This window comes from Saccharopolyspora elongata (assembly GCF_004348985.1).
GTDB lineage: Bacteria > Actinomycetota > Actinomycetes > Mycobacteriales > Pseudonocardiaceae > Saccharopolyspora > Saccharopolyspora elongata.
The window spans coordinates 107,767-133,375 of record NZ_SMKW01000009.1 but is presented as its reverse complement, the minus strand read 5'-3'; the positions used below and the strand labels follow the sequence as shown (position 1 = coordinate 133,375).

Sequence of the window (25,609 nt, the reverse complement as noted above, 5' to 3'; positions counted from 1 at the left end):
CGCAGGGAGTACTCATGGGCACGAAGCAAAGCGGCACAGTAGGAGGGCCGGCGATACCGGCCCCCTCAGATCCCGCGAAGATCCGCAACGTAGTGCTGGTCGGCCCGTCGGCCGCCGGCAAGACCACGCTCGCCGAGACTATGCTGGCCGCCACCTCGACGATTCCCAGATCGGGCACGGTCACCGAGGGCACCACGGTGTGCGACCACGAGCCCGCCTCGATCGAGCAGCAGCGGTCCATCGGCCTGGCCATCGCGCCGATGAACCACGGCGACATCAAGATCAACCTGATCGACACGCCCGGCTACGCGGACTTCGTCGGCGAACTGCGCGCCGGGCTGCGCGCGGCGGACGCCGCCCTGTTCGTCGTCTCGGCGACCGAAGGCGTCGATGCCGCGACCCGCGCAATCTGGCAGGAGTGCGCCGCGGTCGGCATGCCGCGAGCCGTGCTCATCGCCCGGCTGGACCAGCCGCGCGCCGACTTCGACACCGCGCTGCTGAGCTGCCAGGACGCGTTCGGCTCCGGCGTGCTGCCGCTGTACCTGCCGCACTTCGACTCCGACGGCGAGTTCTTCGGCCTGATCGGCCTGCTCACCGAGCAGATCTACGAGCTCGGCGGCACCGTCTCGGCCGACGAGCGGCTGCGCGAGCAGATCGACCGGCCGCGCGGCGAGCTCATCGAGGCGATCATCGCCGAGAGCGAGGACGAGTCGCTGATGGACCGGTACCTCAACGGCGAGCAGATCGACGAGGACACGCTGATCGCCGACCTGGAGAAGGCCGTGGCGAAGGGCGGCCTGCACCCGGTGCTGCCGGTGTGCGCACTGACCGGGGTCGGCATCCACGAGGTGCTCGAAGGCATCCGGCGCGGCTTCCCGTCGCCGCTGGAGCACCCGCTGCCGGAGTTCACCGACCCGCAGGGCCGCGATCCGCACACGCTCACCCCGGACCCGGCGGGGCCGCTGGCGGCCGAAGTGGTGCACACCTCGGTGGACTCGTACGTGGGCCGCGTGTCGCTGGCTCGGGTGTTCTCCGGCACGATGCGCCCGGAGCGCCCGGTGCACGTCTCCGGGCACGGGATGGCGGCGCGCGGGCACCCGGACCACGACGAGGACGAACGGGTGGCGCACCTCTACTCGCCGCTGGGCGTGAACCTGCGCGAGGTGTCGCACTGCATCGCGGGCGACCTGTGCGCGCTGACCAAGATCGGCTCGGCCGAGACCGGCGACACGCTGTCCGATCCGTCCGACCCGCTGCTGCTCAAGCCGTGGCCGATGCCGGAACCGCTGCTGCCGATCGCGGTCACCGCGCACACCCGCAGCGACGAGGACGCGCTGGCGCGCAACCTCAACCGGCTGATCGCCGCCGACCCGAGCCTGCGGCTGGAACGCGACAGCGAGACGCACCAGCTGGTGCTGTGGTGCATGGGCGAGGCGCACGCGGAGGTAGTGCTGCAACGCCTGCGCGAGGGCGGCGCCGAGGTCGACACGGTGCCGGTGCGGGTGCCCTTGCGGCAGACCTTCGCCCAGCCCGCCAAGGGCCACGGGCGGCACGTCAAGCAGTCCGGCGGGCACGGCCAGTACGCGGTGTGCGACATCGAGGTGGAGCCGCTGCCGCGCGGTTCCGGCATCGAGTTCACCGAGCGCGTGGTCGGCGGCGCGGTGCCGCGGCAGTTCATCCCGAGCGTGGAGAAGGGCGTGCGGGCGCAGATCGAGAAGGGCATCAACGAGGGTGCCCCGCTGGTGGACGTGCGGGTCACGCTGGTGGACGGCAAGGCGCACAGCGTCGACTCCTCCGACGCGGCGTTCCAGGCGGCGGGCGCGCTGGCGCTCAAGGCCGCCGCCGAGCAGGCGGGGCTGGTCACGCTGGAGCCGGTCGACGAGGTCGCGGTCCGCATTCCCGACGAGCACCTCGGCGCAGTGCTGGGCGACCTGTCCAGCCGGCGCGGCAAGGTCGTCGGCACGGAGCCGGAGGACAGCGGGTGGACCGTGGTGCGCGCGCACGTGCCCGCGAGCGAGCTCGTGCGCTACACGGTGAACGTGCGGTCGCTGAGCTCCGGCAGCGCGACCTTCACGCGGCAGTTCGAGAGCTACGAGCCGATGCCGGAGTCCCTCGTCCCGCAGAAGTGACCAGGGCGCCCGGTCCCGCGATTTCAGTGGAAATCGGACCTTCGACTTCCATTGGAATCGCGGGGTGAGCCGACGTCGGGGCCGCGTCAGCGGTCGCGGTAGGAGGTGTGCACCGCGATCAGCCGTTGGCCGATCGTGACCAGCGACAGGGCCACGAGCAGCCAGACGGCGACGTCCAGCACGTACGGCACGCCCAGGCCGTGCAGGCCGGTGCCGACCAGGACGACGAGGAACCGCTCGGCCCGCTCCGCGAGGCCGCCGTCGGCGCTGAGGCCGTTGGCCTCCGCGCGCGCCTTCACGTAGGAGATCACCTGGGCGCTCACCAGGCAGATCAGCAGCGCCAGGCCGCGCAGGTGGTTCACGTCGACGACCAGCGCCCACCACACCAGCGCGCCGAACAACGCGCCGTCGACCAGCCGGTCGCAGCTCGCGTCCAGCACGCCGCCGAACCGCGTCGCCTTGCCGCCGGCCCGCGCCATCGCGCCGTCGAGGATGTCGAAGAGCAGGAACACCGCGACCACCACGGTGCCCACGAACAGCTGGCCGCGCGGGAAGAACCACATCGCCGCCCCGGCGCTGGCGACCGTGCCGGTCACCGTGACCGCGTTCGGCGACAGCCCGAGGCGGACCAACCCCGCGCCGATCGGGTCGGTCAGTCGCGAAATGGAAGCCCGCGCGAAGATGTTGAGCATTGCGTGAAGTGTCAGCCGCCTGTGCACCGAGTGTCGTCTCCTGCAGATTAGCCGCAGCTGATCAATCGCACGGAAGATGTGCGCGAACAGCCGGGTGCCGTGACTGCGAACACAGGCGGAATAATTGAACTTTCAATCTTGTTCTTCGGGCGAGATTTCCACTTCGTTCCCCCTGGAGGCAGCATGACCGCAACCGCGCAGATCCCCGGCTACGTCGCGGGCACCTGGGACATCGACACCGTGCACTCGGACATCCAGTTCACCGTGCGGCACATGGGCGTCGGCAAGTCCCGTGGCCGGTTCGGCGCGTTCCAGGGCGAGATCGTCACCGCGGCCGACCCGCTGAAGTCGACCGTCACCGCCACCATCGACGCCGCGTCGATCGACACCGGCAACGCCGACCGCGACGCGCACGTGCGCAACGCCGACTTCCTCGACGTGGAGCAGTTCCCCACCGCGACCTTCCGCTCCACCGGCGTCCGCCAGGACGGCGAGGACTTCGTTATCGACGGCGAGTTCACCCTGCACGGGGTCACCAAGCCCGTGTCGCTGGAGACCGAGCTGGGCGGCTTCACCGAGGACGGCCTGCTGGGCCTGTCGGCCAAGGTGGTCCTCAACCGCACCGACTTCGGCGTCGGCCCGGCCGGCGGCGCGATGGTCGGCGAGAAGATCACCATCACGCTCGACATCGAGGCCAAGCTCCGCGGCTGAGCCGGCCCGCAAGACCACGACGAGGGCCCGGGGAACACGTCCCCGGGCCCTCGTTCTCGTCCGATTTTAGGCAAAATCGGGAGCACTTCTCCCGGCACCCGCGTGCGCGAAGCACCCGATTTTAGGCAAAATCGGGAACCGGCTCAGTTCACTTCGGACCAAGCGGTGGCCAGCAGCCCGCGGGTCTCGCCGAGCAGCTGCGGCAGCACCTTCGTGTGGCCGATGACCGGCATGAAGTTCGAGTCGCCGCCCCAGCGGGGCACCACGTGCTGGTGCAGGTGCCCCGCGATGCCCGCCCCCGCCACCGGCCCCTGGTTGAGCCCGATGTTGAACCCGTGCGGCGCGGAAACCCGCCGGATCACCCGCATCGCCCGCTGCGTGTACTCCGCGACCGCCACCGTCTCCGCCGCGCTGAGCTCGGTGTAGTCGGCCACGTGCCGGTACGGCAGCACCATCAGGTGCCCCGGGTTGTACGGGTACAGGTTGAGGATCGCGAAGACCAGCTCGTCGCGCGCGACGATCAGCGTCTCGTCGTCCGGCTGCCCCGAGTCGAGCAGCCGGCAGAACGGGCAGCCGTCGCTGTCGTCGCCTTCCGGCTTGTTCTCGCCCTGGATGTAGGCCATCCGGTGCGGGGTCCACAGCCGCTGCAACGCGTCCGGCACCCCGACTCCCGACTGCTCGGTCAGCTCCACGCCCTCCGGGCCGCGAACTCCGCTCACGCCCGCTCCGCCTGGAAGTTCTCCGCGGTCGGCGAGGCGTTCTCGCGGCGCCCGATCCAGTCCTCCAGCGCGGCCACCGCGGCGTCCACCGGCACGCCGTTGATCTGGCTGCCGTCGCGGAACCGGAACGACACCGCGTCGGCCTCCACGTCCTTGCCGCCGGCCAGCAGCAGGAACGGCACCTTCTGCGTGGTGTGGGTGCGGATCTTCTTCTGCATGCGGTCGTCGCTGGTGTCGACGTCGATGCGGATTCCCTTGGCGCGCAATGTCTTCGCCACCCGCTGCAGGTGCTCGACGTGCTCGTCGGCGATCGGGATGCCGACCACCTGCTGCGGCGCCAGCCAGGCCGGGAAGGCGCCCGCGTAGTGCTCGGTCAGCACGCCGAAGAACCGCTCGATCGAGCCGAACAGCGCCCGGTGGATCTTGACCGGCCGCTGCTTGCTGCCGTCCGGCGCGGTGTACTCCAGGTTGAACAGCTCCGGCAGGTGGTAGTCGACCTGGATGGTCGACATCTGCCAGCTGCGGCCCAGCGCGTCCTTGGTCTGCACGGAGATCTTCGGGCCGTAGAAGGCCGCGCCGCCCGGGTCGGGCACCAGTTCCAGCCCGGAGTCCTCAGCGGCCGTGCGCAGCGCCTCGGTGGCCACCGCCCAGCTCTCGTCGCTGCCGACGTACTTCTCCTCGTTACGGGTCGACAGCTCGAGGTAGAAGTCCTCCAGGCCGTAGTCGCGCAGCAGGTCCAGCACGAAGTTCAGCAGCGACTTCAGCTCGTCCTGCAGCTGGTCCGGGGTGCAGTAGATGTGCGCGTCGTCCTGCGTCATGCCGCGCACCCGGGTCAGCCCGTGCACCACGCCGGACTTCTCGTACCGGTAGACCGAGCCGAACTCGAACAGCCGCAGCGGCAGCTCCCGGTAGGAACGCCCGCGCGAGCGGTAGATCAGGTTGTGGAACGGGCAGTTCATCGGCTTGAGGTAGTAGTCGACGCCGGGCTTGCGCAGCTCGCCGTCGGCGTCCCGCTCCTCGTCGAGGTGCATCGCCGGGAACATGCCGTCCCGGTACCACTCCAGGTGCCGGGAGGTCTTGAACAGCGTGTCCTTGGTGATGTGCGGGCTGTAGACGAACTCGTAGTCGGCCTGCTCGTGGCGCTTCCGCGAGTAGTCCTCCAGCTCGCGCCGGATGATGCCGCCCTTGGGGTGGAACACCGGCAGCCCGGAGCCGATCTCGTCCGGGAAGGAGAACAGGTCCAGCTCCGCGCCGAGCCGCCGGTGGTCGCGGCGCTCGGCCTCGGCCAGCCACTCCAGGTGCTCGTCGAGCTTCTCCTTGGACTCCCAGGCGGTGCCGTAGATCCGCTGCAGCTGCGGGTTGTTCTGGTCGCCCCGCCAGTACGCGGCAGCCACCCGCATCAGCTTGAACGCCGGGATGAACCGGGTGTGCGGCACGTGCGGGCCGCGGCACAGGTCGCCCCAGACGACCTCGCCGTGCCGGTCGATGTTGTCGTAGACGGTCAGCTCGCCGCCGCCGACCTCCATCACCTCGCTGGTGTCCACATCGGACTTGATGTCCACCAGCTCCAGCTTGTACGGCTCGCTCGCCAGCTCCTCCTTGGCGGCCTCGACCGACTCCAGGCGGCGGCGGGAGAACTTCTGCCCGGACTTGATGATCTGCTTCATGCGCTTCTCCAGCGCCTGCAGGTCTTCCGGGGTGAACGGACGGTCGACGTCGAAGTCGTAGTAGAAGCCGTCCCGGACCGGCGGGCCGATGCCCAGCTTCGCGTCGGAGAAGAGGTTCTGCACCGCCTGGGCCAGCACGTGCGCCGCGGAGTGCCGGATGACGCTGCGGCCGTCCTCGGTGTCGGCGGCGACCGCCTCCACCTCGACGTCGGCGTCCGGCGCCCACGCGAGGTCGCGCAGGTCGCCCTCGGCGTCGCGGACCACCACGATCGCGTCCGGCCCCTTCGACGGCAGCCCTGCCTCGGCGACCGCCGCGCCCGCAGTAGTGCCCGCCGGAACCTTCACCCGGAGAGCTTGTTGAGCTTGGGAAGGCTGTACGGACACGATCACTCCTAGGCTGGGCCGGCCTTGGACCGGCGCGGATACTCTTCGGATACCGATGCTATCGGCCAGTCGCGACCCGTTTTCGGCCGCTCCCCGCAGCGGCGCAGGTAGCGGTGGGATCCCCGGCACACGTCTGCCCGCGCAGACGACTTCTGAGAACCGCGGCGGTGCGAGTTGCGCGCGTGGCGGAGGAAGGAACGGAGCGCCGGGCAGGCTGCCCGCGACGTTCAGCCCCTCGCCGCGACGAACTGCTCGATCTCCAGGGCCGAGGCGCGGTCCCCCGCGTAGGGGCCCTGGACCTTGCTGACGCCGAGCTCGCGCAGCCGGTCGGCCTGCAGCTCGGTGCGCACGCCGGTGGCGAGCGCCGGCAGCCCCAGCAGCTGTGCGCCGCCGACCGCGGCGAGGACCAGGTGCCGGTCCAGCGGGTCCGGGCCGTCCGGATCGGCCAGGCTCGCCAGGTGCGGCCCGTCGATGCGCACCCCGGCCAGCGGCAGGCCGCGCAGCCGGCCCAGCTGCGCGTAGTCGTCGCCGAACTCGTAGACCACCAGCTTGATGCCCATGTCGGCGAAGATCTCCAGCGTGTCGACCGGGTCGTCCTGGTGGTCGAACAGGGCCGACTCCGGCAGCCCCAGCGCCAGCGCGCCCGGCGGCAGCCCGGTGCGCCCCAGGATTTCCTGCACGTCGGCGACGAGCTCGGGGTCGCGGCAGTGCCGCAGCGACAGGTTCACCGTGGGCACCGGCGCGTCCGCGCCGAGCTGCCGCACCCAGCGCGCCGCGTGCTCGCACACCTGCTCCAGCGCCCAGCTGCCGAGCCGGACGATCAGCCCGGTCTCCTCGGCCAGCCCGAGGAACTGCTCTTCGCCCAGCTCGCCGAACTCCGCGTGGTCCCAGCGCACGGCCGCGGCGGCGCCCGCCAGCGCGCCGCCGGCCAGGTCCGCGATCGGCTCGTACTCGACGAACAGCTCGTTCTGGTCCACGGCCGCGGGCAGCTCCGCCGAGAGCCTGAACCGGTCGCGCGCCTCGGCGTTGCGCTCGGGGTCGAACAGCACCCACTGCGCGCGGCCGTCGCTCTTGGCCCGGTAGAGGGTGATGTCGGCGTCCCGCAGCAGCGCCTCGGCGTCGGTGCCGGCCACCTCGCGCTCCACGACGCCGACGCTGGCCGAAGCGCGGAGCTCGTGCGCGCCGATCAGCACCGGCCGGGTGATCTCCCGCAGCAGGCGTTCCACCAGGTCGATCACCGGCCCGGCGCCGGACGAGTCGGGCACCAGCACCACGAACTCGTCGCCGCCCATCCGCACCGCTTCGGCACCGGCCTCGGCTGCCAGCGCTTCGAGGCGCTGCGCGACCTGCCGCAGCAGCCGGTCGCCTATCGGGTGGCCGAGGCTGTCGTTGACCGCCTTGAACCCGTCCAGGTCGAAGTAGCACAGCCCGACCCGGCGGCCCGGGCGGTTCGGTTCCAGCGCGGCGGCCAGGCTCGACTCCAGCTTGGTGCGGTTGCCCAGGCCGGTCAGCGGGTCCCGGACGGCCTGCTGGCGGAAGTGCTCCTGGAGCATGTGCCGGTCGGTGATGTCCTCGTAGAGCAGCACGAGGTAGTCCGGTTCGCCGCGGGCGTCGCGGACCAGCGACCCGGACAGCTGGGTCCACACGTGCGAGCCGTTGGGCTCGGTGAAGCGGATGTCCAGGAAGTCCTGGTCGGTGTCGCCCGTGGCCAGCGCGGCGACGGTGTCGGCGAGCTTGATCAGCCAGCCCTCGTCGGCCAGCTCGTACACCGAGCCGCCGACGAGCTCACCCGCCGGCCGCCGGAAGATCCGCGTCAGCGCCGGGTTCGTCTCCTCGATCACCCCGTCCAGCGTGACGATCGCGATGCCCAGCGCCGACGCCGTGAACACCGCCCGCCAGCGCGCCTCGCTGGCGCGCAGCGCCTCCTCCGCCGCGTCGCGGGCGTCGGAGACGGCGCGCTGGATCACCTCCTGCTCACACAGCGTCTGCTCCCGCAGCGCGCCGGCGTACCCGGCGGCCAGCTCGCCGAGCACCGCGGTCAGCCTCTCCTGCTCGGCCTCGCGGAACTGCGGGAGCTCCGCGGCGAGGTGCCGCAGCGTGCGCGCCAGGGCCATCGAGTTGGTGAGGTGCGCGCCGACGAGCCGCTCGCCGACGTCGCGTGCGGCCTCCACTCCGCCGCCGTCGAGCGCGCCCAGCAGTTCCTCGAAGCACTTGCCCAGGAAGGCTTCGAGATCGCGGCGGCCCATCGGGACGTAGCTGGTGTTGATGATCTTGGCGGCCCACTGCCGGACCACCTCGTCCGCTCGCGGCTGCCCGTGCGCCGGTCCCCCCATACCTGGCATCCGGGTCACACCTTGCGCCCCACGGCCCCGTAGACGATCGACCTCTCCGGGTTCTCCCACACGTCGTCCTCGGTGTCGGGGCGCCAGTCGGGCACGTAGACCACGCCCGGCTCGACGAGCTCGAAGTCGTCGAGCATCCCGGCCACCTCGTCGCGGGTGCGCAGGGTGACGGGGTTGGTGCTGCTCTTGTACAGCTCGACCAGTCCCTGGACGCCTTCCGGGTAGTGATCGCCGGTGACGTGGGAGAAGCCGAGGTAGCTGCCGGCCGGCAACCGGTCGTAGTAGTGGCGAATGACCTCCCGGGGCTTGTTGCTGTCCGGGACGAAGTGCACGAGCGCGACCATCATGACCGCGATGGGCTGCGAGAAGTCGAGCAGCCGCTGGGTCTCCGGCGCGTCCAGGACGTCCTCGACGTCGACCAGATCGGCTTGCACGATCGTGGCGTTCTTGTTGTCGCCGAGGATCGACCGGCTGTGCGCGACGGCGACCGGCTCGTTGTCGACGTAGACCACGCGGGTGCCCGGGTCGACGGCCTGGGCGATCTCGTGCACGTTGCCCGCGGTGGGGATGCCGGAGCCGATGTCCAGGAACTGCCGCACGCCCTGGTCCAGGCAGTACCGGACCGCGCGGCGCAGGAACGCGCGGTTGTTCACCGCGACCTCCTGCACGTTGGGCACGACCTCCATCACCTTGCGGCCGAGCTCGCGGTCGACGGCGAAGTTGTGCGCCCCGCCTAAGTAGAAGTCGTAGCACCTCGCGGCGCTGGGCTTCTCCAGGTCGACGCCTTCGGGTATCCAGTCCGGCCGCTGCATCCGCGGGACCTCCAGGGCTCGGTCTTCCGGCGCCCCGAGGCACTGCCGTGATCAGGATCATCTGGAACGTTCGAGTTCGGCGTCGCCATGACCGGAGCGTTGATCAACGCGGCGATCTTACTGTCACCCAGGGCGTCTAGTCACGTACTCAGCGTCGCCGCTCCAGGGCCCGCGGAACCGATATGACCATTGTCACCGTCCGCATCGCGGGATCCGGGGTAAGGGATACCTAAGCTGGTGGGGTCTTGGTGGACGGCCACCGGGCCCAGTCGTGGGCCAGCAAGCAAGCGCCGCCATCCGGCCGACCCCCGTTCGGCCCGGAGCGGGCGTAGGAGGAGATTGAATGACTCGCCCACTGCGGGTAGCGATCGTCGGGGCCGGGCCGGCCGGCGTGTACGCCGCCGACATCCTGACCAAGTCCGAGACGCCGGTCGAGATCGACCTGCTGGACCGGATGCCCGCGCCCTACGGCCTGATCCGCTACGGCGTGGCCCCCGACCACCCGCGCATCAAGGGCATCGTCAGCGCCCTGCACCGGGTGCTGGAGAAGCCCGAGATCCGGTTCGTCGGGCACGTCGACTACGGCGTGGACGTCAAGCTGGACGACCTGCGCCACCACTACGACGCGATCATCTTCGCCACCGGCGCGGACAAGGACCGGGCGCTGGGCATCCCGGGCATCGACCTGCCGCACAGCTATGGCGCCGCCGACTTCGTCTACTGGTACGACGGCTACCCGGAGGCCCCGCGCGACTGGACGCTGGACGGCGAGAAGGTCGCCGTGATCGGCGCCGGCAACGTGGCGCTGGACGTGGCCCGGGTGCTGGCGAAGCAGGCCGACGACCTGCTGAGCACCGAGATCCCGGAGAACGTGCACGCGGGCCTGAAGGACTCCCGGGTCACCGACGTGCACCTGTTCGCCCGCCGCGGCCCGGCGCAGGCGAAGTTCACCCCGCTGGAACTGCGCGAGCTCGACCACCAGGCCGACGTGGAGATCATCGTGCACCCCGAGGGCTTCGAGCTCGATGAGGCCAGCGAGGAGGCGATCCGCACCAACAACCAGGTGAAGACGATCGTCAAGACGCTGCAGGACTGGGCGCTGCGGGACCCGAAGCACGACACCGCGCGGCGGCTGCACCTGCACTTCCTGCGGTCGCCGGTCGAGGTGCAGGGCACCGACCGGGTCGAGGGCTTCAAGGTCGAGGTCATGGAGCTCACGGGTGACGGCAACGTGCGCGGCACCGGCGAGTACGAGACCTACCCGGTGCAGCAGGTCTACCGCGCGGTCGGCTACCTGAGCTCGCCGCTGGCGGACATCCCGTTCGACCACGGCACCGGCACGGTGCCCAACGCCGGCGGCCGGGTGCTGGACCTGGACGGCGAGCACATCCCGGGCGTCTACGCGACCGGCTGGATCAAGCGCGGACCGGTGGGCCTGATCGGCCACACCAAGGGCGACGCGCTGGAGACGATCAACAACCTGCTCGCCGACCTGCCGACGATGCCGCAGGCGGAGGAGCCGGCGAACGACAGCATCCTGCGGCTGCTCGAAGAGCGCGGCGTGGAGTACACGACGTGGGAGGGCTGGGGCCGCCTGGACGCGCACGAGAAGGCGCTGGGCGAGGCCCAGGGCCGCGAGCGCGTCAAGGTCGTGCCGCGCGAGGAGATGGTGCGGATCTCCCGCGCCGAGTGATCTTTTCGGCCTGAAGGGCGCCTCCGAGCAACCGCTCGGGGGCGCCCTTCGCGTTTCCACCGGCCGTGATTTCGAACGGCGTGCGACCTGCCGGTTGTGTGGCGTACTACGGTGTCGGAAGACGCCACTCGCAACGCGCAAAGGATGGGCACGTTGACCGCGACCGAGATCCCGGACACCCCCCGAGCCGAACTCGACACCGTCCTGCAGCGAGCCGCTGACGCCGCCGACGCCTTCGGCGCGCAGCCGCCCGCTGCCCGCGCCCGGCAGCTCCGCGCCGTCGCGGACGCGCTCGACGCCGCAGCCGGCGAACTGGTGCCGCTGGCGATGGCCGAGTCCAACCTGTCCGAGGGGCGGTTGACCGGGGAGCTCAAGCGCACCACGTTCCAGCTGCGGCTGTTCGCCGAGGTCCTGGACGAGGGCCGCTACCTGCAGGCCACCCTGGACCGCGCGGACGCCGGATTCCCGTTGGGCGCCAAGCCGGACCTGCGCCGGATCCTGCATCCCGTCGGCCCGGTTCTGGTGTTCGCGGCGAGCAACTTCCCGTTCGCGTTCTCCGTCGCCGGCGGCGACACGGCGTCGGCGCTCGCGGCGGGCTGTCCGGTGCTGCTCAAGGGCCACCCCGGGCATCCGCAGTTGTCCGTGCGCACCGGCGAGATCATCGTCGATGCCTTGCGCTCCGCCGGGGCGCCGGATGGTGCGTTCGCCGTCGTGCTGGGCTTCGAGGTCGGCACCGCGGCGCTGCAGGACCCGCGGATCAAGGCCGCGGCGTTCACCGGCTCGGTCCCGGCGGGTCGCGCGCTGTTCGACATCGCCAACTCGCGGCCGACGCCGATCCCGTTCTTCGGCGAGCTCGGCAGCCTGAACCCGGTGTTCGTCACGCCCGGCGCGGTGCGCGCCCGCGGCGAGGAGGTCGCCAAGGGCTACGTGACGTCGTACTCGGGCAACGCCGGGCAGCTGTGCACCAAGCCGGGCCTGCTGTTCCTGCCCGCCGGCCACGGCCTGGACGAGACGCTGGCGGCGGAGTCGAAGGCCGTCGCGGCGCACAAGCTGCTCAACGAGCGACTGCACGAGGGCTACTGCGGGCGGCGGGCAGCCGTCACCGAGGTGCCGGGCGTGCGGGTGCTGGCCGAAGGCAGCGTGGACGACGGCGCGGTGCCGACGCTGCTGGCCACCGACGTCGAGACGCTCCTGGCGAATCGCGAGGCGCTGCTCGAGGAAGTCTTCGGCCCGCTGTCCATTGTGGTCACCTACGCCTCGGAGGACGACGCGCGGCGCGCGGCCGAGGCGTTCGAGGGCAACCTCACGGCGACGCTGCACTCCGAATCCGACGACACGGAGTTCGCGGCAACCCTGGTGAGCCGCTTGCGTGATCGCGCGGGTCGAGTGCTGTTCAACGGCTGGCCGACCGGTGTCGCGGTGTCGCCTGCGATGCAGCACGGCGGCCCGTACCCGGCGACGACGGACGCCCGCTTCACCTCGGTGGGAACGGCGTCGATCGACCGCTTCCTGCGCCCGGTGACGTACCAGAACGTCCCGCAGAACCTCCTCCCGGAAGCCCTCCGCGACGAAAACCCCTGGAACATCCCCCAAACCATCCACGAACCGAAGTAACCCGCGCCTTTGGCGACGAGTGACGGGCGCCTTTGACCGGCATAGTCGGCCAGAGGCGCCCGTCACTCATTTCGCGGCACTCACGGAGCATCGACGAGTTCGCCGAAGCCCGACCAGCAGACGTGGGTTTCTATCGGCGCCAAGTCCTGCTCGACGAGGTCGTGCAGCTTGTCTTCGTCCGGTTGTCCTTGGTCGTCGACCGGCACGACGGCGGCGAGGTACATCCCGAAGCGGTGATCACCTCGGCCGAGCTTCGCCAGCGCCCAGTCGTGCAGGCATCCCTGCCACACGTCCGGCGATTCATCCCCGGGCAGCGGCTCGACGAGCAACAGCCTGTCGTAGGAGCCGATCGATTCGGAGTTAACGACCTGGTACAGGGCAATCGCACAGCGCATGGAGCCTCCCCGAGACAGTAGTGACAGTTGCTAAAAGTAGTGTTATCTGCGCCGAGAGTGACAGTAGTCAATTTGACGCAGTAAACTTGACACGACAAGGCCTCGTTTGGGTGGTGGCGACCGCTCAGACCCGAAGGGGTGACCGTGAACGACTCCGAGGCACTGGGCCCGCACACGATCAGCCCGACCGTGGGTCGCCGATGGTTGGCGCAGGAAATCAAGCGGCTGCGCGAGGCCGCCGGGCTCAAGCAGTCCGATGTTGCGAAGCGCCTTCGGTGCAACCCCGCGAAGATCGCGCACATCGAGAGCATGCGGAACGCCGTCAGCGGCCCGGACTTGGAAGTGATGCTCCCGTTCCTCGGCGTGCCGCCGGAACGCGTCGACTGGCACCTGCAGCTGGCCGACCTTGCGAAGGGAAAGGGCTGGTGGGACGGCAACCGTGCGATCCCCGACTGGTTCTCCCTCTACATCGGACTCGAATGGGGAGCCAGCGAAATCCACGAGTGGGATCTGGGCTTCGTACCTGGCTTGCTCCAAACCCGTGCATACACCGAAGCGCTGATCAACGCGGGGAGCCGCGTCTCCGACGTGCAGCAGCGACAGCAAGTCGAAGCGCGACTACAACGGCAGGGCGCCCTGCACCGAGACACGGATGCCTTGAAGCTGCATGCCATCGTTGATGAGTCGGTCCTGCACCGGACGATGGGCGACGACCTGATTCTCAGGGATCAGATCGCACATCTAGCCGCGATGTCCGAGCATCCGCAGGTCACGCTTCAGATCATGCCGTTTCACGCCGGCCCGCATCGAGGGCACCTGGGTTCATTTCACTGGCTTGGCTTCCCCAGGGCCGATGATCCTGGTGTCGTGTACGTGGAGAACCAGAAGGGCGGGTTGTACCTGGAGGAACCCGAAGAGATCACGGACTTCAGGGCAGACTTTGATCGCTTGGCTCAGACTGCGTTGCCCGCCGAAGACTCCCGCAACTTGTTGGAGAAGCTAGTGAAGGGCAAAGCACAGTGATCAAACCTCATGTCGATGACGCGACCAAGTTACTAGACGTGACCTGGCGCCGGAGCACAAGAAGCGGACCGAACGGCGGGGCGTGCGTCGAGGTCGGCGTGGTTTGGCGGAAGAGCAGCTACAGCGGCCCGAACGGCGGCGAGTGTGTCGAGGTCGGGCTTGGGGCGTCGGTGACTGGGGTTCGGGATTCGAAGGATCCGAGTGGTCCGGCGCTTTTGTTCGGGGCCGGTGCTTGGGGTGGGTTTCTCAGCAGCGTCAAGGCGAACCGCTTCGAGCGGTGAGCCGAGGTCGATCGGGTACCTCTAGGGCTGGCGTTTGCCCTGGTCAGGGCTCGTGAGTGTTTTGGGGTGCCATAGCACTCCAAAACACTCACGAGTCACCCTCGGCGCCGGTACGTCGCCACCATGACCGAAGCCATCGGCGTGACCGGATTCGGCAGGGCCGCGATGCGGGCGCGGAGGTTTTCGGGGTCGGCGTGCCAGGCGCTGGGGCCCATTGCCACCACCGACTCTGCTTCCTCCGGACTCAGAGATAGGCGGAACTCGCTGGTCTCCTGCGAGACCAGGTCGAAGTGGTCGGCTAGCTGCTCGGTCAGCCGCTCTTGCTTGCGCTCGTCCACGGTGAGCAGGCCGAGCGCCGAGACGAGGTCCGCGAGGTGGCCCGGGTTCGGGACGACCACCACCAGCTTGCCGCCGGGGCGCAGCACCCGGTGCATCTCCGCCGCGTTGCGCGGCGCGAAGACGTTCAGCACCGCCGACGCCGCGCCGCTGCGCACCGGCAGCGTTCGCCACGCGTCGGCCACCGCTGCACCCATGCGCGGGTGGGCCTTCGCCGCGCGGCGGCAGGCGTACTTGGAGACGTCCAGCGCGATCCCGACGCGGTCCGAATCCGCCAGGGCCCGGGCGAGGTAGTAGCCCGTACCGGCGCCGATGTCCACGACGCAGCCGTCGAGCGGGGCCACCGCCGATGCCACCGCGTCGGCGATCGGGGCGTAGTGACCCGCTTCGAGGAACTCCGCTCGCGCCGCGACCATCGCCGCCGTGTCACCGACGACCTTCGTGCCGCCCGGCAGCAGGCTCACGTAGCCCTGGCGCGCGATGTCGAACACGTGGTTCGCCGCGCAGCACAGGCTGTTCCCGGCCCTGTTCAGGTCCGCACCGCAGTGCGGACAGGCCAGCACCGCCACCACGTCGTCCAGCAAGCTCGCCTCCACACCGTCGGTACGAGATTCTAGGAGCCGTCCACCGGCAGGGATGGTGGGGAGGATGTGGGACTGGTTCTCGGCTCCCGACTACTGGGCCGCGCGGTTCGCGGTGCAACACCTCCTCGCGGTCGGATACCTGGTGGCCTTCGCCTGCGCGCTGCGCCAGTTCCGCGGCCTGCTGGGCGAACGCGGCCTCACACCGATCCCCCGGTACTTGGCGCGCGTCCCGTTCCGCGGCTCGCCGAGCCTGTTCCACCTGCACTACTCCGACCGGCTCTTCGCGGGCGTCTGCTGGGTCGGGATCGCCGGCAGCGTGCTGGCGCTGGTCGTCGACTTCGCGCCGCTGTGGGCGTGGATCGTACTGTGGCTGGTGTTGTGGCTGCTGTACCTGTCGATCGTCAACGTCGGGCAGGTCTGGTACTCCTTCGGCTGGGAATCGCTGCTGCTGGAGGCCGGATTCCTGGCGATCTTCCTCGGGCCCGGTTCCCTCGCGCCGCCCGCGCCGGTGCTGTGGCTGCTCACCTGGCTGCTGTTCCGCGTGGAGTTCGGCGCCGGGCTGATCAAGCTGCGCGGCGACTCCTGCTGGCGCGACTTCACCGCGCTGTACTACCACCACGAGACGCAGCCGATGCCCGGCCCGCTCAGCCGCTGGTTCCACTGGCTGCCGCGCCCGCTGCACAAGGTCGAGGTCGCGGCCAACCACGGCACGCAGCTGGTGGTGCCGTTCGTGCTGTTCGCGCCGCAGCCGGCCGCCACCCTGGGCGCGCTGGTCGTCGTGGTCACGCAGGGCTGGCTGATGCTCAGCGGCAACTTCGCGTGGCTGAACTGGCTGACCATCACGCTGGCCTTCTCGGCGATGGGCTCGTGGCTGCTGCGCTGGGTGACGCCGGAACCGCCGCCGCTGGCCGAGCCGCCGCCGTGGTTCGTGGCCGCGGTGCTCGTCGTGACGGTGGTGTTCGTGGTGCTCAGCTACTGGCCGGTGCGGAACATGCTGGGGAGGCGGCAGGTGATGAACCGCAGCTTCAACAGGCTGCACCTGGGCAACACCTACGGCGCCTTCGGCAGCGTCACGCGCACCCGCTACGAGGTGATCATCGAGGGCGCGGCCGACGCGGGCGGCGAGTGGCTGGCGTACGAGTTCAAGGGCAAGCCCGGCGACCCGCACCGGCGGCCGCCGCAGGTGGCGCCGTACCACCTCCGCCTGGACTGGCTGATGTGGTTCCTGGCGATCTCCCCCAGCTACGGCCGGTCCTGGCTGCCGAACCTGGTGAGAGCGTTGCTGCGCAACGAAGAGCACGTGCTTCGGCTGCTGCGGCACAACCCGTTCCCGGAGTCGCCGCCGCGGCTGGTCCGGGCGCAGTTCTACCGCTACCGCTGGGCGACCCGCGCCGAGCACCGCGAAACGGGCGCGTTCTGGATCCGCAGCCGCATCGGCGACTTCGTCCCGCCCCTGACCCTGGAGGACCTGGAGTAGTCAGCTGCGGCCGGAGAGCTCGCCGCGCGGGCCTTCGCTCAGCGATGCCGGGCGGGACCGCGCCTGCTCGTTGGGCCGGCTCCCGTAGCGCCCGGAACCAAGGGTGACCTCGCCGGTCGGGCCGGAGGAAACCTGGTGCAGGCTCGCGGAAAGATCGGCCTCCAGACCGCCGGGCAGCTTCAGCCGGACCAGCAGCGGCAGCAGGAAACCGATCGCCACCATCGCGACGAGTACCGGCGTCAAGGTGCCGAGCAGCACGGTCGGCACCTGGTATCGCAGGAAGAACGCGCTCCAGAGCATGGCCAGCATCACCAGCGACACGGTGATCAGCGCGGTGCTGCCGACCACGCTGGAGCGGGCCCGCCGGATGCGCTGCTGCGCGAGCACCCGGACCCGGTGCGCCTCGGAGTTCCGGCTGTCGAACTTCTCCACCCGGCGCAGGTAGCGCATCGCCCGGCGGAAGTGCAGCGACGAGAGCTGCACATCTCCGCTCTCCCCGATCTTGTACGCCGCAACACCCGCCACGAAGTGCGGTTCGGCCTGGTCCGAGGCCGAACCGATCGCCTCGCGGGCGACCGCCAGCGCCTCCAGGTACAGGTCCTCGCCGCCGGTCGCGTCGCCGCGCTGCACCAGCAACCGGGCCAGCTCCACCTGCAGGCGCCATTTCGGCAGGTCGCAGTCCGACCGGTCGAGTGCGTAGCGCAGCGGCTCCTCCGCGCTCACCAGGTCGCCGGAGGACCGCACCACCGAGCGGGCCAGCCCTATCGCAGCGGTTCCGTTGCCCGGCGCCAGGACCGTCGCCTGGCGGAACTGCTGCGCCGCCTGCCCGGCCCACTCGCCCGGCTCTCCCCCGTCGACGTCTCGCTGGAGGTAGACGTTGCCCAGCTCGACGTGCGCCTGCACGTCGTACCAGTCCCGCTCCACGGCCTGGTCCAGCAGCTTCTCCGCCTCGTCGAAGCGCCCGAGCTGGCTGTACAGCGCGGCGAGGTCGACGATCGGGCCTCCACCGGGGACGAGTTCGACGGCGGTGCGCAGGTGGTGCTCGGCGGCGGCGTGGTTGCCGCGCCGGAAGTTCAGCACGCCCAGCAGCGCATGCGCCTCGTCGTCGCACGGGTCGTCTTCCAGAACACCGAGGCACAACCGCTCCACCTCGTCGTGCTGTGCTGTTCCCACATCGCGCAGCAGGGCGGCGGCCAGCGAAAGCCTGATCTCGTCGTCGCGCGGATCGATCTCCAGCGCCGCCCGGAAGTGCCGTTGCGCCTTCTGGGTGTCGTTGCCGTGCAACGACACCCAGCCCAAGCCCAGGAGCGGGTTGATCCGCTCGCCTGGCCTGAACACGTCGTCGAGCAGCCCGGAGAAATGCTTCTCCGCCTCGGTGAACCGCCGTTGCGCGAGCTGGATCCAGCCCAGCTCGACCAACAACGACCGGTCACGGGGATATCGCCGCAGGTAACCGAGCACGACGCGCTCCGCTTCGCGATACCTGCGCTGCTTGCGCAGTACACCGGCCTTCAGCACGACGAAATCCGAGCTGTACGGGCTGACCGGCAGAAGCTTGTCCAAACAGGACAGCGCCTGGTCCGGACGGTTGGTGTCGGCGTAGATCTCGCTCAGCAGCCGCGGGAAGTCCAGGTCGTGGGGGAATCGCTCGATCGCGGCCAGCGTGGCCGCTTCGGCCTCCGCAGCCAGGCGCATCCGCTGCAGGGCGATGATCTCGTCCCACACCGCGACCCGGGAGTGCGGCTCCACCCGCTGCGCCCGGCGTGCCAGCCGAAGGGCGTCCTCGAACCGGCCGGCCTGGCGGAACGTCCGGCTCAGTTCCAGCAGGAGGAACCGGGAATCCGGATCCAGCGCCAACTCCTCGCGCAGCAACGCGGCGGCCTCGTCGTAACGATCGGCGACGCGCAGCGCCTTGACCTGGTCCTGCACGGCGACCATCGGACTGTTGCCGCCACGGTTGCGGCGGAACAACTCGATCGCCGCATCGACACGGCCGAGGAGCAACTCCCACCAACCGAGCTTCCGGATGACGTCCTCGTCCTCGCCGAACTCCGCGGCCAGCCGGGCCGCGAGGGCGTCGACCTCGTCGAACCGGCGCAGCTCCGCCAGTGCGTCGAACCGCTTCAACAGGGCCGACACGTTCCCGGGATCCAGCCGCAAGGCGCGATCGGCTGCCTGGAGAGCCTCCTCGTGACGACCCTGCCGGGTGTACTCCGCGATCAGTGCCTCGCTCAGGTACCACGGCTCACCGCATGCCTCGAGGCCGTCCTCCAGCGCAGCGACCGCGTCGTCGTACCGGCCCTGGCAAGACAAGGCCAGGGACAGTTCCTCGTGCAGTTCGGGGGCGGTCGGCACCTTGCGCAAGCCCGCCCGGGCGGCCTCTTCTGCTTGGTCGAACCGCCTGGTCAGGCGGAGGATCAAGGCCCTTGATTCCAGTGCGTCGACATGGGCCGGCGCCACGTCGAGCGTGCGGTCCACCCACTGGAGTGCGGTGTCGTAGTCCGCCCGGGACCGGTGGATCCGGCCGACCAGGTAGCGCAGTGCCGGTACGTCAGGGAACCGGCGCTGCGCGTCCTGCGCCGCGGCCAGCTCTTCGTCGTGGCGGCGCAGCCGGTCGAGCAGGTTGCACCTGGCGAAGATCAGATCTAGGTCGTAGGGGCAGTCGTCCAGGAAGCGGAGGTACTCCTGCAACGCCTCCTCGTTTCGGCCCTGCGAACTGAGCACGTTGACCAAATCGAGCCGGATGTCTTCGCCGGAGCGGAACTGCCGCAGTGCGGACCGGGCCGCCTTCTCCGCATCCTCCAACCGGCCCGCGCCGCGCAGCACGCCGATCTCCACGGTGCGGGCGTACGTCCGGTACGGATCGATCCGCACCGCGGTCCGCGCCAACTCGACCGCCTCATCGTGCCGGTCCTGGGAGGTGCGCAGCCACGCGAGTTCCAGGAGCAGCCGGGGCGATTCCGGGTTCACGGCCAGGGCCGCGTCGAGCACGGTTTCGGCGTCTTCGGTCCGCTTCGCGTCCCGGAGGAACGTCGCGTGCCAGTCCGCGACGAGCGGGTTGCCCGCGGCGACCGCGACGGCCCGCTCGATGCGCTCGACGGCCAGTTCGTCCTGGCCTCGTCGGCTTGCGATCAGGGCGTGCTCGATCAGCAGGTCCGGCGAGCGCGGAAGCCGGGCGAGCGCTTCGGCGGCTGCTTGTTCGGCCGCGTCGAACCTGGTCAGCAGCCTCAGGAGCGAGATCTTGCGGTCGTGCGCGAGCGCGTGCCACGGGTCCGCTTCGAGCGCGCGGTCCAGGGTGCGCAACGCCGACTCGTAGCTGAGCTGCTCGATCTCCAGGTAAGCCAGCGAATCCAGGAGGTCCGCCTCGTCGGGGAGCCGTCGCAGCGCTTCGCGCATCGCCGCCACGGCGTCGTCGAGCTCGCCGGCCGCGTGCAATGCCAGGCATCGCCATTCGATGGCGTTGACGTCGTCCGGGGCGATCGCGAGCGCTTTCTCCAGGTGCCGCATCGCGTCGTCCGGGCGCTCCATCGCCACGAGCAGGCGCCCGAGCGCCACGCGGACGACCACGCCGTCCGGGAAGCGCTCAACCGCGGATTCGGCGAATTCCAGCGCCTCGTCGTAGCGGTAGTCGCGTGCCAACGCGGCGACGAGCCAGGCGTGCGCACGTTCGGAATCCGGGTCGAGTTCGACCGCCCGCTCGAGCTCGATCAACGCGGTTCCGACGGCGATCCGGTCCAACGCCACCCGGCCCCGCAGGATGCGCAGTTCGGCGCTGTCCTCCACGGCGAGAGCCGCGTCGGCGGCCTGCTGCGCCGCGTCGAACTCGCAGCGGCGCCGGAGCAGGTCGATGTCGCTGAGATCGCGCACTTCCCCGGAAATCTCGCTCATCCCTCACCTCGTGTCGGCCACCGGCAGTTTGCCAGCAGCGAACACCACTTCGGGGGAGGAATGCGCGGATCGGCGGGGTCAGCCCTCGGCGGCGGCTTCCAGGGCCGCGATGTCCGCCGTTGGTGCCCACGAACTGCTGCCCGGCCGGCTCGAACAGCACGGTCATGACCGTTCCCGGCTCGCCCGGGACGCAGGTCAGGGCCCGTGCGTACTTCGTGTCGCCATAGCAGCACAACGTACGCACGGGCCCTGACCAGTGGCAACAGCGCCTACCAGGCCGGGCGGAGCGGGTAGTGGGCGTCGGTGTCGTCCAAGCGGACGCCGAGGACCTGGTGCAACTGGACGATGTTGCGCTCGAAGCCCAGCCGGCAGGCGGCCATGTAAAGCCGCCACACGCGAGCCCGGTCGAGCCCGGCCTCCGCGACCGCCTCGTCCCAGTGCTCCTCCAGGTTCTTACACCAGCCGGCCAGCGTCAGCGCGTAGTGCTCCCGGAGGTTCTCCTCGTGGCGCACCTCGAAGCCGTTGTCGTTCATCGCCGACACCAGCGTGCCCACCGGCTCCAGCTCGCCGTCGGGGAACACGTAGCGGCTGATGAACTTGCCCGGCCGCGAGCCGTGGCTGCCGTCCGGCCGGGTGATGCAGTGGTTGAGCAGCCGCCCGCCGGGACGCAGCTTGCTCGCCAGCAGCGAGAAGTAGCCCGGCAGCTGCGCCAGGCCGATGTGCTCGGTGAGCCCGATCGAGCTGACTGCGTCGAAGCCGGTCTCGGCGACGTCGCGGTAGTCCAGGTAGCGCACCTCGGCGAGGTCCGCCAGGCCGCGTTCGGCGATGGCCTTCTGCGCCCACTGCGCCTGCTGCCGCGACAGGGTCACGCCGAGCGCGCGCACGCCGTAGTGCTCGGCCGCGTGCATCACCATGCCGCCCCAGCCGCAGCCGACGTCCAGCAGCCGCATGCCTTCCTGCAGGCCGAGCTTGCGCGCCACCAGATCGTGCTTGGTGAACTGCGCTTCCTCCAAGGTGGACGTCTGCTCGGGGTAGACGGCGCAGGTGTAGGCCATCGACGGGCCCAGCACCCATTCGTAGAACCGGTTGGACACGTCGTAGTGGTACGCGATCGACGTGCTGTCGCGGCGCTTCGAGTGCCGCCAGCCGCGCGGGCGGTGCTCGACCGCCGGCGGGCGCACCGGCCACCACAGCCGGTATCCGACGAGCTTCACCGCCAGCTCGCGGCGCAGGCTCGGCGGGATGTCGTTGAGCGCGACGGCCGGGAACGCAGCCAGCGCGGTGTACATGTCGCCGTGCACCTCGATCGCCCCGGTGACGAAGGCGCGCGCCAGACCGAGCTCGCCCGGCGCGGCGGCGAGATGCGAAAGTGCAAGCGGTGAACGGATTTCCACGCACGCGTCCGCCCCGGGTCGTCCGGCGCGGCTGCCGTCGAACGCGCGGATCTCCACCGAGAGGTCGCTTCCGAGGATGCGCGCGAACACCTCTGCCCAGCCCATCAGCGGATCTCCTTCCTGCTCACTTTTTCCCCACGCATTTCTCGTAGAGGCCGGGAAACCGGCCCTGCGGGTCGTAGCGCTCCTTCAGCTGCCGGTAGGCGGGGCGGTTGTAGAGCTGCCAGAACTCCGCTTCCTCGAAGTAGGAGTCGGAGTACAGCGACTTGTGCCCGTCGAGCTCGGTCACCGCGCGCTCGATGGCCCGGTTGAACCGGCCCGGGGCCTCGCCGCGCCGCAGCGGCACCGTGGCCCAGAAGCCGACGTTGACGTAGAGCGCGTCGGGATCCATCGGGTACAGCGGCCAGCCCTTGCCATCGCGCAGCTGCACCGGACACAACCAGACGGGAGCGATCCCGATGTCGCGGTGGAAGAACTCCAGGAACTCCGGCAGCCGCTCGACCGGGATCTCCACGTCCTGGATCACCGGCTCGTTGAGCCCCTTACCGCGCAGCGTCGCGATCCGGTCGGTGACCGCGTGGCGGCGGTCCCAGGCCACGATCCGGCGGTACACGTCGGAGCGGCGGTACTGCTGCGGCCAGAACCGGCGGACGAGCGGGTGCTGCGCGCCGAGCGCTCGGGAGCACCAGAACCAGTCGGTGTCCCAGCGCCACAGGTAGTCGCGGATGCCCAGGTAGTCGACCTGCCGCTGCTGGACGGACCGGTAGTAGATCTGCTGGCCGGTGTAATCGCTGGAAAACGGCGCCTTGTCCACATAGGTCCCGAGCGTCAGGTACTGCTCGCGGGCGCCGAACACGGTGCCGTCGAGGAAGTCGACGGGCTCCCCGTCGTAGCTGCGGTCGCGGCAGATCTCGGCGATCGCGGTGGCGCACTCCTGCGCGGAGCCGAAGCGCACGTGCCGCAGCCGGACGTACGGCTTGACCTGCTCCAGCTCGATCTCCAGCCGCAGCGCGTAGCCGAGCGTGCCGTAGGAATTGGGGAATCCGCGGAACAGGTCGGCGTGCTCGTTGTCCGGGCGGGCCCGGACGACCTCGCCGGAACCCGTGAGGATCTCCATCTCCCGCACGGATTCGTGCGGGAGGCCGTTGCGGAAGGAGGTGGACTCGATGCCCAGCCCGGCGACCGCGCCGCCCAGCGTGATCGTCTTGAGCTGGGGCACCACGAACGGCATGTGCCCGGACGGCAGCAGCGCGTCGACGATGCTCTCGTAGGTCGCCATGCCCTGCACCTGCGCGGTGCGCGCGGCGGAATCCACTTCCAGCACCCGGTTGAACCGCCCGACGTCCAGCCCCGGCCCCTGCGACGGCGCGCGGAAGCGGAACAGGTTCGAGGTCGGTTTGGCCAGGCGCACGGGCGCGCCGGCCGGCAACCGGCCGTACTGCGCCACCAGAGCGGATACTTCGTCGGAATGGCTTCCTGCCGCGACTGTTCCCCGATCGGCCATGTCCCGACTCTATTGCCGGTCAAGCCCGCAGGCATCCCGCTTTACGCGGCGCGAACATGACCGCAACGCGGACAAAGAGGCCAAATCGACCCGACTGGGACGAGGCCGTCGACCTGCGGAGACCGCAAAAGGCCAGGTGATCAACGCCGGGCGGCCCTATACCAGGCATACTTGCTTGTCGCATGCAAGTGAAACGGGATTTGGATCACATTGAATGCGCCCGTTCGTGTGGCGTCACTCCGATCGGCGCAGCGCCCAGGCCCGCAGGCCGCGGAAGCTCTGCACCTTCGTCGGCCCCACCGAGATCAGCCGGTATTCGGCACGCCCCCGCAGGGCGGCCGCCACCTCCCGGTCCACCAGCACCGAAGCGGGGCGGGCGACCGAGGTGAGCCGGCTCGCGATGTTCACCGTCGACCCGTAGACGTCGCCGAAGCGCGCGAGTACCGGGCCCATCGCGAGCCCGATCCGCAGCGGCGGCAGCAGGTCGGTCTTGGCGATCTCCTCGTTCAGCGTCAGCGCGATCTCGGCGGCCTCCGCAGCGTTGTCGGTCACGAACAGCACCTCGTCGCCGACCGTCTTGACCACCCGGCCGTAGTTCTCGGCGACCACCCCGCCGGCCAGCGACTCGAAGCCGTCGATCAGCCGGGCCAGCTCCAGCTCGGTGAAGTCCCGGATCAACCGGGTGTAGCCGACGAGGTCGGCGAAGCCGATCACCTGCACCCGCTCGTCGGCGCCGGGATCGCGTTCGGCGAGCTCCCGCGCCGCGGTGGCCGCCAGGTGCCGCCGCCACACGTAGTCCTGCATCCGCTCCATCACCGGCAGGATCACGTCGGCGACCTGCGCGGTGGTCGCCACGTCCACCGCGAACTGCTCGCCCAGCAGCGACTTGAAGATCCCGACCTGCCACTCCGCCAGCCTGGACATGGTCTGGGCCAGCGACCGCGCCACCGCCGACTCCAGCTCCGGCGGGATCACCTCTGCCGAGACGAGCTCGACCAGCGAGCGCAGCGCGGCGACGTCGGCGTCGGTGAACACCACGGCGTCGTCTTCGACGTGCGCGAAGCCCATCGCCTGCCACAGCTGCTCGGCGCGGCTCACGGGCACCCGGGCCGCCGCGGCGACCTCGTCTTTGGTGTAGCGCGCGGGCCCGCCGAGGATGGTCTCCTCGAGCTCGCGACCGCGCATCGACGGCTTACCGCGCGGTTCGGACAACGAGCACATCGCAATCGGCCCGGCGGCACACCTCGGACGGCACCGAGCCGAGGATGCGCCCCTTCAACGTGTTCAGCCCGCGACTGCCCACCACCAGCAGGTCGGCGGCCTCCTTCTCGGCGGCGGCCAGCAGCACCGACACCGGCGCCCCGACCGAGGCGAACGTCTCGACCGCCGCCGCGCCCGCCGAGCGGGCGACGTCCGCCGCCTCGCGCAGGGTGTCCTCGGCCGGGGCCGAACCGATCACCTGGAACGCCTCGTCGCCGAGCGCGTCCTTCGCCTCCTCCACCTCCCGCGCGCTGCTCGGGTAGTAGGCGCAGACGATCACCAGCCGGGCCGTCGATTCGCCGGCGACCCCGGCGGCGCGGGCCACCGCGCGCAACGAGGGCGCCGAGCCGTCGGTCCCGACGACGACGGTTCGGTAACTGGACATCACAACTCTCACTTCCGCCGCGGGGCTGGCCTCGGGTGGACTCCGGCGTGAACACTAACGATCGCGATGCCCGCGGGTCACGGGTCGCTACCGATCAAGCCCGGCTGTGAGGCAGGCTTCGACCCCTCACCGGCCAATTTGTCCGGTTGGCCAAACCGGCTGGGAAACTCTCATCCGACCCCACAATCAGATTGCACATCGTCGACGCGTAGGTTTCGCCGCAACGTGCAAACCCATTGGTGATGCAGGACACGGACGACGTTGCGCGGGACGTCCACCGGGCCGGATCACGCCATGTACGTACCGTTTCGCGAGAACA

General features: G+C 70.1%; 19 protein-coding genes. 7 read left to right on the top strand and 12 right to left on the bottom strand.

All coding sequences use genetic code 11. The features are described from left to right. Positions 1–14: 14 nt before the first annotated feature. Positions 15–2,129 (top strand): elongation factor G-like protein EF-G2, encoded by a 2,115-nt coding sequence (locus tag E1288_RS09970; RefSeq protein WP_132483547.1) that lies wholly within the window; start codon positions 15–17, stop codon positions 2,127–2,129. A gap of 86 nt (positions 2,130–2,215) precedes the next feature. Here the strand turns inward: E1288_RS09970 and pgsA are convergent, their stop codons facing one another. Next, positions 2,216–2,821 carry a phosphatidylinositol phosphate synthase gene (gene pgsA, locus E1288_RS09965; RefSeq protein WP_132483545.1) on the bottom strand — a complete coding sequence of 202 codons (606 nt, stop codon included), beginning with the start codon at positions 2,819–2,821 and terminating at the stop codon, positions 2,216–2,218. Positions 2,822–3,004: 183 nt separating this feature from the next. Between pgsA and E1288_RS09960 the strand changes: the two genes are divergently transcribed. Continuing rightward, positions 3,005–3,532, top strand: a complete 528-nt coding sequence (locus tag E1288_RS09960) for a YceI family protein (protein WP_132483538.1) — start codon at positions 3,005–3,007, stop codon at positions 3,530–3,532. Positions 3,533–3,675: 143 nt separating this feature from the next. Here the strand turns inward: E1288_RS09960 and E1288_RS09955 are convergent, their stop codons facing one another. The 4 genes from E1288_RS09955 to E1288_RS09940 form a co-directional block, all read right to left on the bottom strand. Continuing rightward, a complete protein-coding gene (locus E1288_RS09955; protein ID WP_132483536.1) occupies positions 3,676–4,251 on the bottom strand; it encodes an HIT family protein in 576 nt (191 codons plus the stop codon). After that, on the bottom strand, positions 4,248–6,263 hold the full coding sequence (gene thrS, locus E1288_RS09950) for a threonine--tRNA ligase (RefSeq protein ID WP_132483607.1): 2,016 nt from the start codon (positions 6,261–6,263) through the stop codon (positions 4,248–4,250). The genes E1288_RS09955 and thrS overlap by 4 nt, the downstream gene beginning before the upstream one ends. 266 nt (positions 6,264–6,529) lie before the next feature. Beyond that, on the bottom strand, positions 6,530–8,644 hold the full coding sequence (locus E1288_RS09945) for a putative bifunctional diguanylate cyclase/phosphodiesterase (protein ID WP_132483534.1): 2,115 nt from the start codon (positions 8,642–8,644) through the stop codon (positions 6,530–6,532). A gap of 5 nt (positions 8,645–8,649) precedes the next feature. Beyond that, positions 8,650–9,456, bottom strand: a complete 807-nt coding sequence (locus tag E1288_RS09940) for an SAM-dependent methyltransferase (protein ID WP_132483532.1) — start codon at positions 9,454–9,456, stop codon at positions 8,650–8,652. Positions 9,457–9,799: 343 nt separating this feature from the next. Between E1288_RS09940 and E1288_RS09935 the strand changes: the two genes are divergently transcribed. Both E1288_RS09935 and E1288_RS09930 read left to right on the top strand, forming a co-directional pair. After that, a complete protein-coding gene (locus E1288_RS09935; protein ID WP_132483530.1) occupies positions 9,800–11,149 on the top strand; it encodes an FAD-dependent oxidoreductase in 1,350 nt (449 codons plus the stop codon). A 153-nt stretch (positions 11,150–11,302) separates the two neighbouring features. Continuing rightward, positions 11,303–12,763, top strand: coding sequence for an aldehyde dehydrogenase (NADP(+)) (locus E1288_RS09930; protein ID WP_132483528.1), 1,461 nt, complete (start codon positions 11,303–11,305; stop codon positions 12,761–12,763). An 80-nt stretch (positions 12,764–12,843) separates the two neighbouring features. Here E1288_RS09930 and E1288_RS09925 read toward each other — a convergent pair whose 3' ends face one another. Then, complete coding sequence (locus E1288_RS09925; RefSeq protein ID WP_132483526.1) at positions 12,844–13,158, bottom strand: hypothetical protein; 315 nt, start codon at positions 13,156–13,158, stop codon at positions 12,844–12,846. 144 nt (positions 13,159–13,302) lie between these two features. Between E1288_RS09925 and E1288_RS09920 the strand changes: the two genes are divergently transcribed. Next, on the top strand, positions 13,303–14,181 hold the full coding sequence (locus E1288_RS09920) for a helix-turn-helix domain-containing protein (protein ID WP_207954277.1): 879 nt from the start codon (positions 13,303–13,305) through the stop codon (positions 14,179–14,181). Then, a complete protein-coding gene (locus E1288_RS09915; RefSeq protein WP_328592447.1) occupies positions 14,178–14,462 on the top strand; it encodes a DUF397 domain-containing protein in 285 nt (94 codons plus the stop codon). The genes E1288_RS09920 and E1288_RS09915 overlap by 4 nt, the downstream gene beginning before the upstream one ends. 95 nt (positions 14,463–14,557) lie before the next feature. Here E1288_RS09915 and E1288_RS09910 read toward each other — a convergent pair whose 3' ends face one another. Beyond that, positions 14,558–15,382, bottom strand: a complete 825-nt coding sequence (locus E1288_RS09910; protein ID WP_132483524.1) for a putative RNA methyltransferase — start codon at positions 15,380–15,382, stop codon at positions 14,558–14,560. Between the two features lie 64 nt (positions 15,383–15,446). Between E1288_RS09910 and E1288_RS09905 the strand changes: the two genes are divergently transcribed. Beyond that, positions 15,447–16,859 carry a lipase maturation factor family protein gene (locus tag E1288_RS09905; RefSeq protein ID WP_132483522.1) on the top strand — a complete coding sequence of 471 codons (1,413 nt, stop codon included), beginning with the start codon at positions 15,447–15,449 and terminating at the stop codon, positions 16,857–16,859. On the opposite strand, the gene E1288_RS09900 is transcribed toward E1288_RS09905, so the two are convergent. The 5 genes from E1288_RS09900 to E1288_RS09875 form a co-directional block, all read right to left on the bottom strand. Continuing rightward, positions 16,860–20,747 carry a tetratricopeptide repeat protein gene (locus tag E1288_RS09900; protein ID WP_132483520.1) on the bottom strand — a complete coding sequence of 1,296 codons (3,888 nt, stop codon included), beginning with the start codon at positions 20,745–20,747 and terminating at the stop codon, positions 16,860–16,862. It abuts the gene before it with no gap. Positions 20,748–21,016: 269 nt separating this feature from the next. After that, positions 21,017–22,246, bottom strand: coding sequence for an SAM-dependent methyltransferase (locus E1288_RS09890; RefSeq protein ID WP_132483518.1), 1,230 nt, complete (start codon positions 22,244–22,246; stop codon positions 21,017–21,019). Positions 22,247–22,265: 19 nt separating this feature from the next. Continuing rightward, positions 22,266–23,645, bottom strand: coding sequence for an FAD-binding oxidoreductase (locus E1288_RS09885; RefSeq protein ID WP_132483516.1), 1,380 nt, complete (start codon positions 23,643–23,645; stop codon positions 22,266–22,268). A gap of 234 nt (positions 23,646–23,879) precedes the next feature. Next, a complete protein-coding gene (locus E1288_RS09880) occupies positions 23,880–24,857 on the bottom strand; it encodes an adenylate/guanylate cyclase domain-containing protein (protein WP_235883456.1) in 978 nt (325 codons plus the stop codon). Continuing rightward, positions 24,838–25,290 carry a universal stress protein gene (locus tag E1288_RS09875; protein WP_093275862.1) on the bottom strand — a complete coding sequence of 151 codons (453 nt, stop codon included), beginning with the start codon at positions 25,288–25,290 and terminating at the stop codon, positions 24,838–24,840. Before E1288_RS09875 ends, E1288_RS09880 begins: the two co-directional genes overlap by 20 nt. Between the last annotated feature and the right edge of the window lie 319 nt (positions 25,291–25,609).

Excerpts from the sequence above, each read along its gene's own strand:
- E1288_RS09970 (WP_132483547.1), top strand. The coding sequence starts at position 15 with ATGGGCACGAAGCAAAGCGGCACAGTAGGAGGGCCGGCGATACCGGCC.
- pgsA (WP_132483545.1), bottom strand. The coding sequence starts at position 2,821 with ATGCTCAACATCTTCGCGCGGGCTTCCATTTCGCGACTGACCGACCCG.
- E1288_RS09960 (WP_132483538.1), top strand. The coding sequence starts at position 3,005 with ATGACCGCAACCGCGCAGATCCCCGGCTACGTCGCGGGCACCTGGGAC.
- E1288_RS09945 (WP_132483534.1), bottom strand. The coding sequence starts at position 8,644 with ATGCCAGGTATGGGGGGACCGGCGCACGGGCAGCCGCGAGCGGACGAG.
- E1288_RS09940 (WP_132483532.1), bottom strand. The coding sequence starts at position 9,456 with ATGCAGCGGCCGGACTGGATACCCGAAGGCGTCGACCTGGAGAAGCCC.
- E1288_RS09935 (WP_132483530.1), top strand. The coding sequence starts at position 9,800 with ATGACTCGCCCACTGCGGGTAGCGATCGTCGGGGCCGGGCCGGCCGGC.
- E1288_RS09925 (WP_132483526.1), bottom strand. The coding sequence starts at position 13,158 with ATGCGCTGTGCGATTGCCCTGTACCAGGTCGTTAACTCCGAATCGATC.
- E1288_RS09905 (WP_132483522.1), top strand. The coding sequence starts at position 15,447 with ATGTGGGACTGGTTCTCGGCTCCCGACTACTGGGCCGCGCGGTTCGCG.
- E1288_RS09900 (WP_132483520.1), bottom strand. The coding sequence starts at position 20,747 with ATGAGCGAGATTTCCGGGGAAGTGCGCGATCTCAGCGACATCGACCTG.
- E1288_RS09890 (WP_132483518.1), bottom strand. The coding sequence starts at position 22,246 with ATGGGCTGGGCAGAGGTGTTCGCGCGCATCCTCGGAAGCGACCTCTCG.
- E1288_RS09885 (WP_132483516.1), bottom strand. The coding sequence starts at position 23,645 with ATGGCCGATCGGGGAACAGTCGCGGCAGGAAGCCATTCCGACGAAGTA.
- E1288_RS09875 (WP_093275862.1), bottom strand. The coding sequence starts at position 25,290 with ATGTCCAGTTACCGAACCGTCGTCGTCGGGACCGACGGCTCGGCGCCC.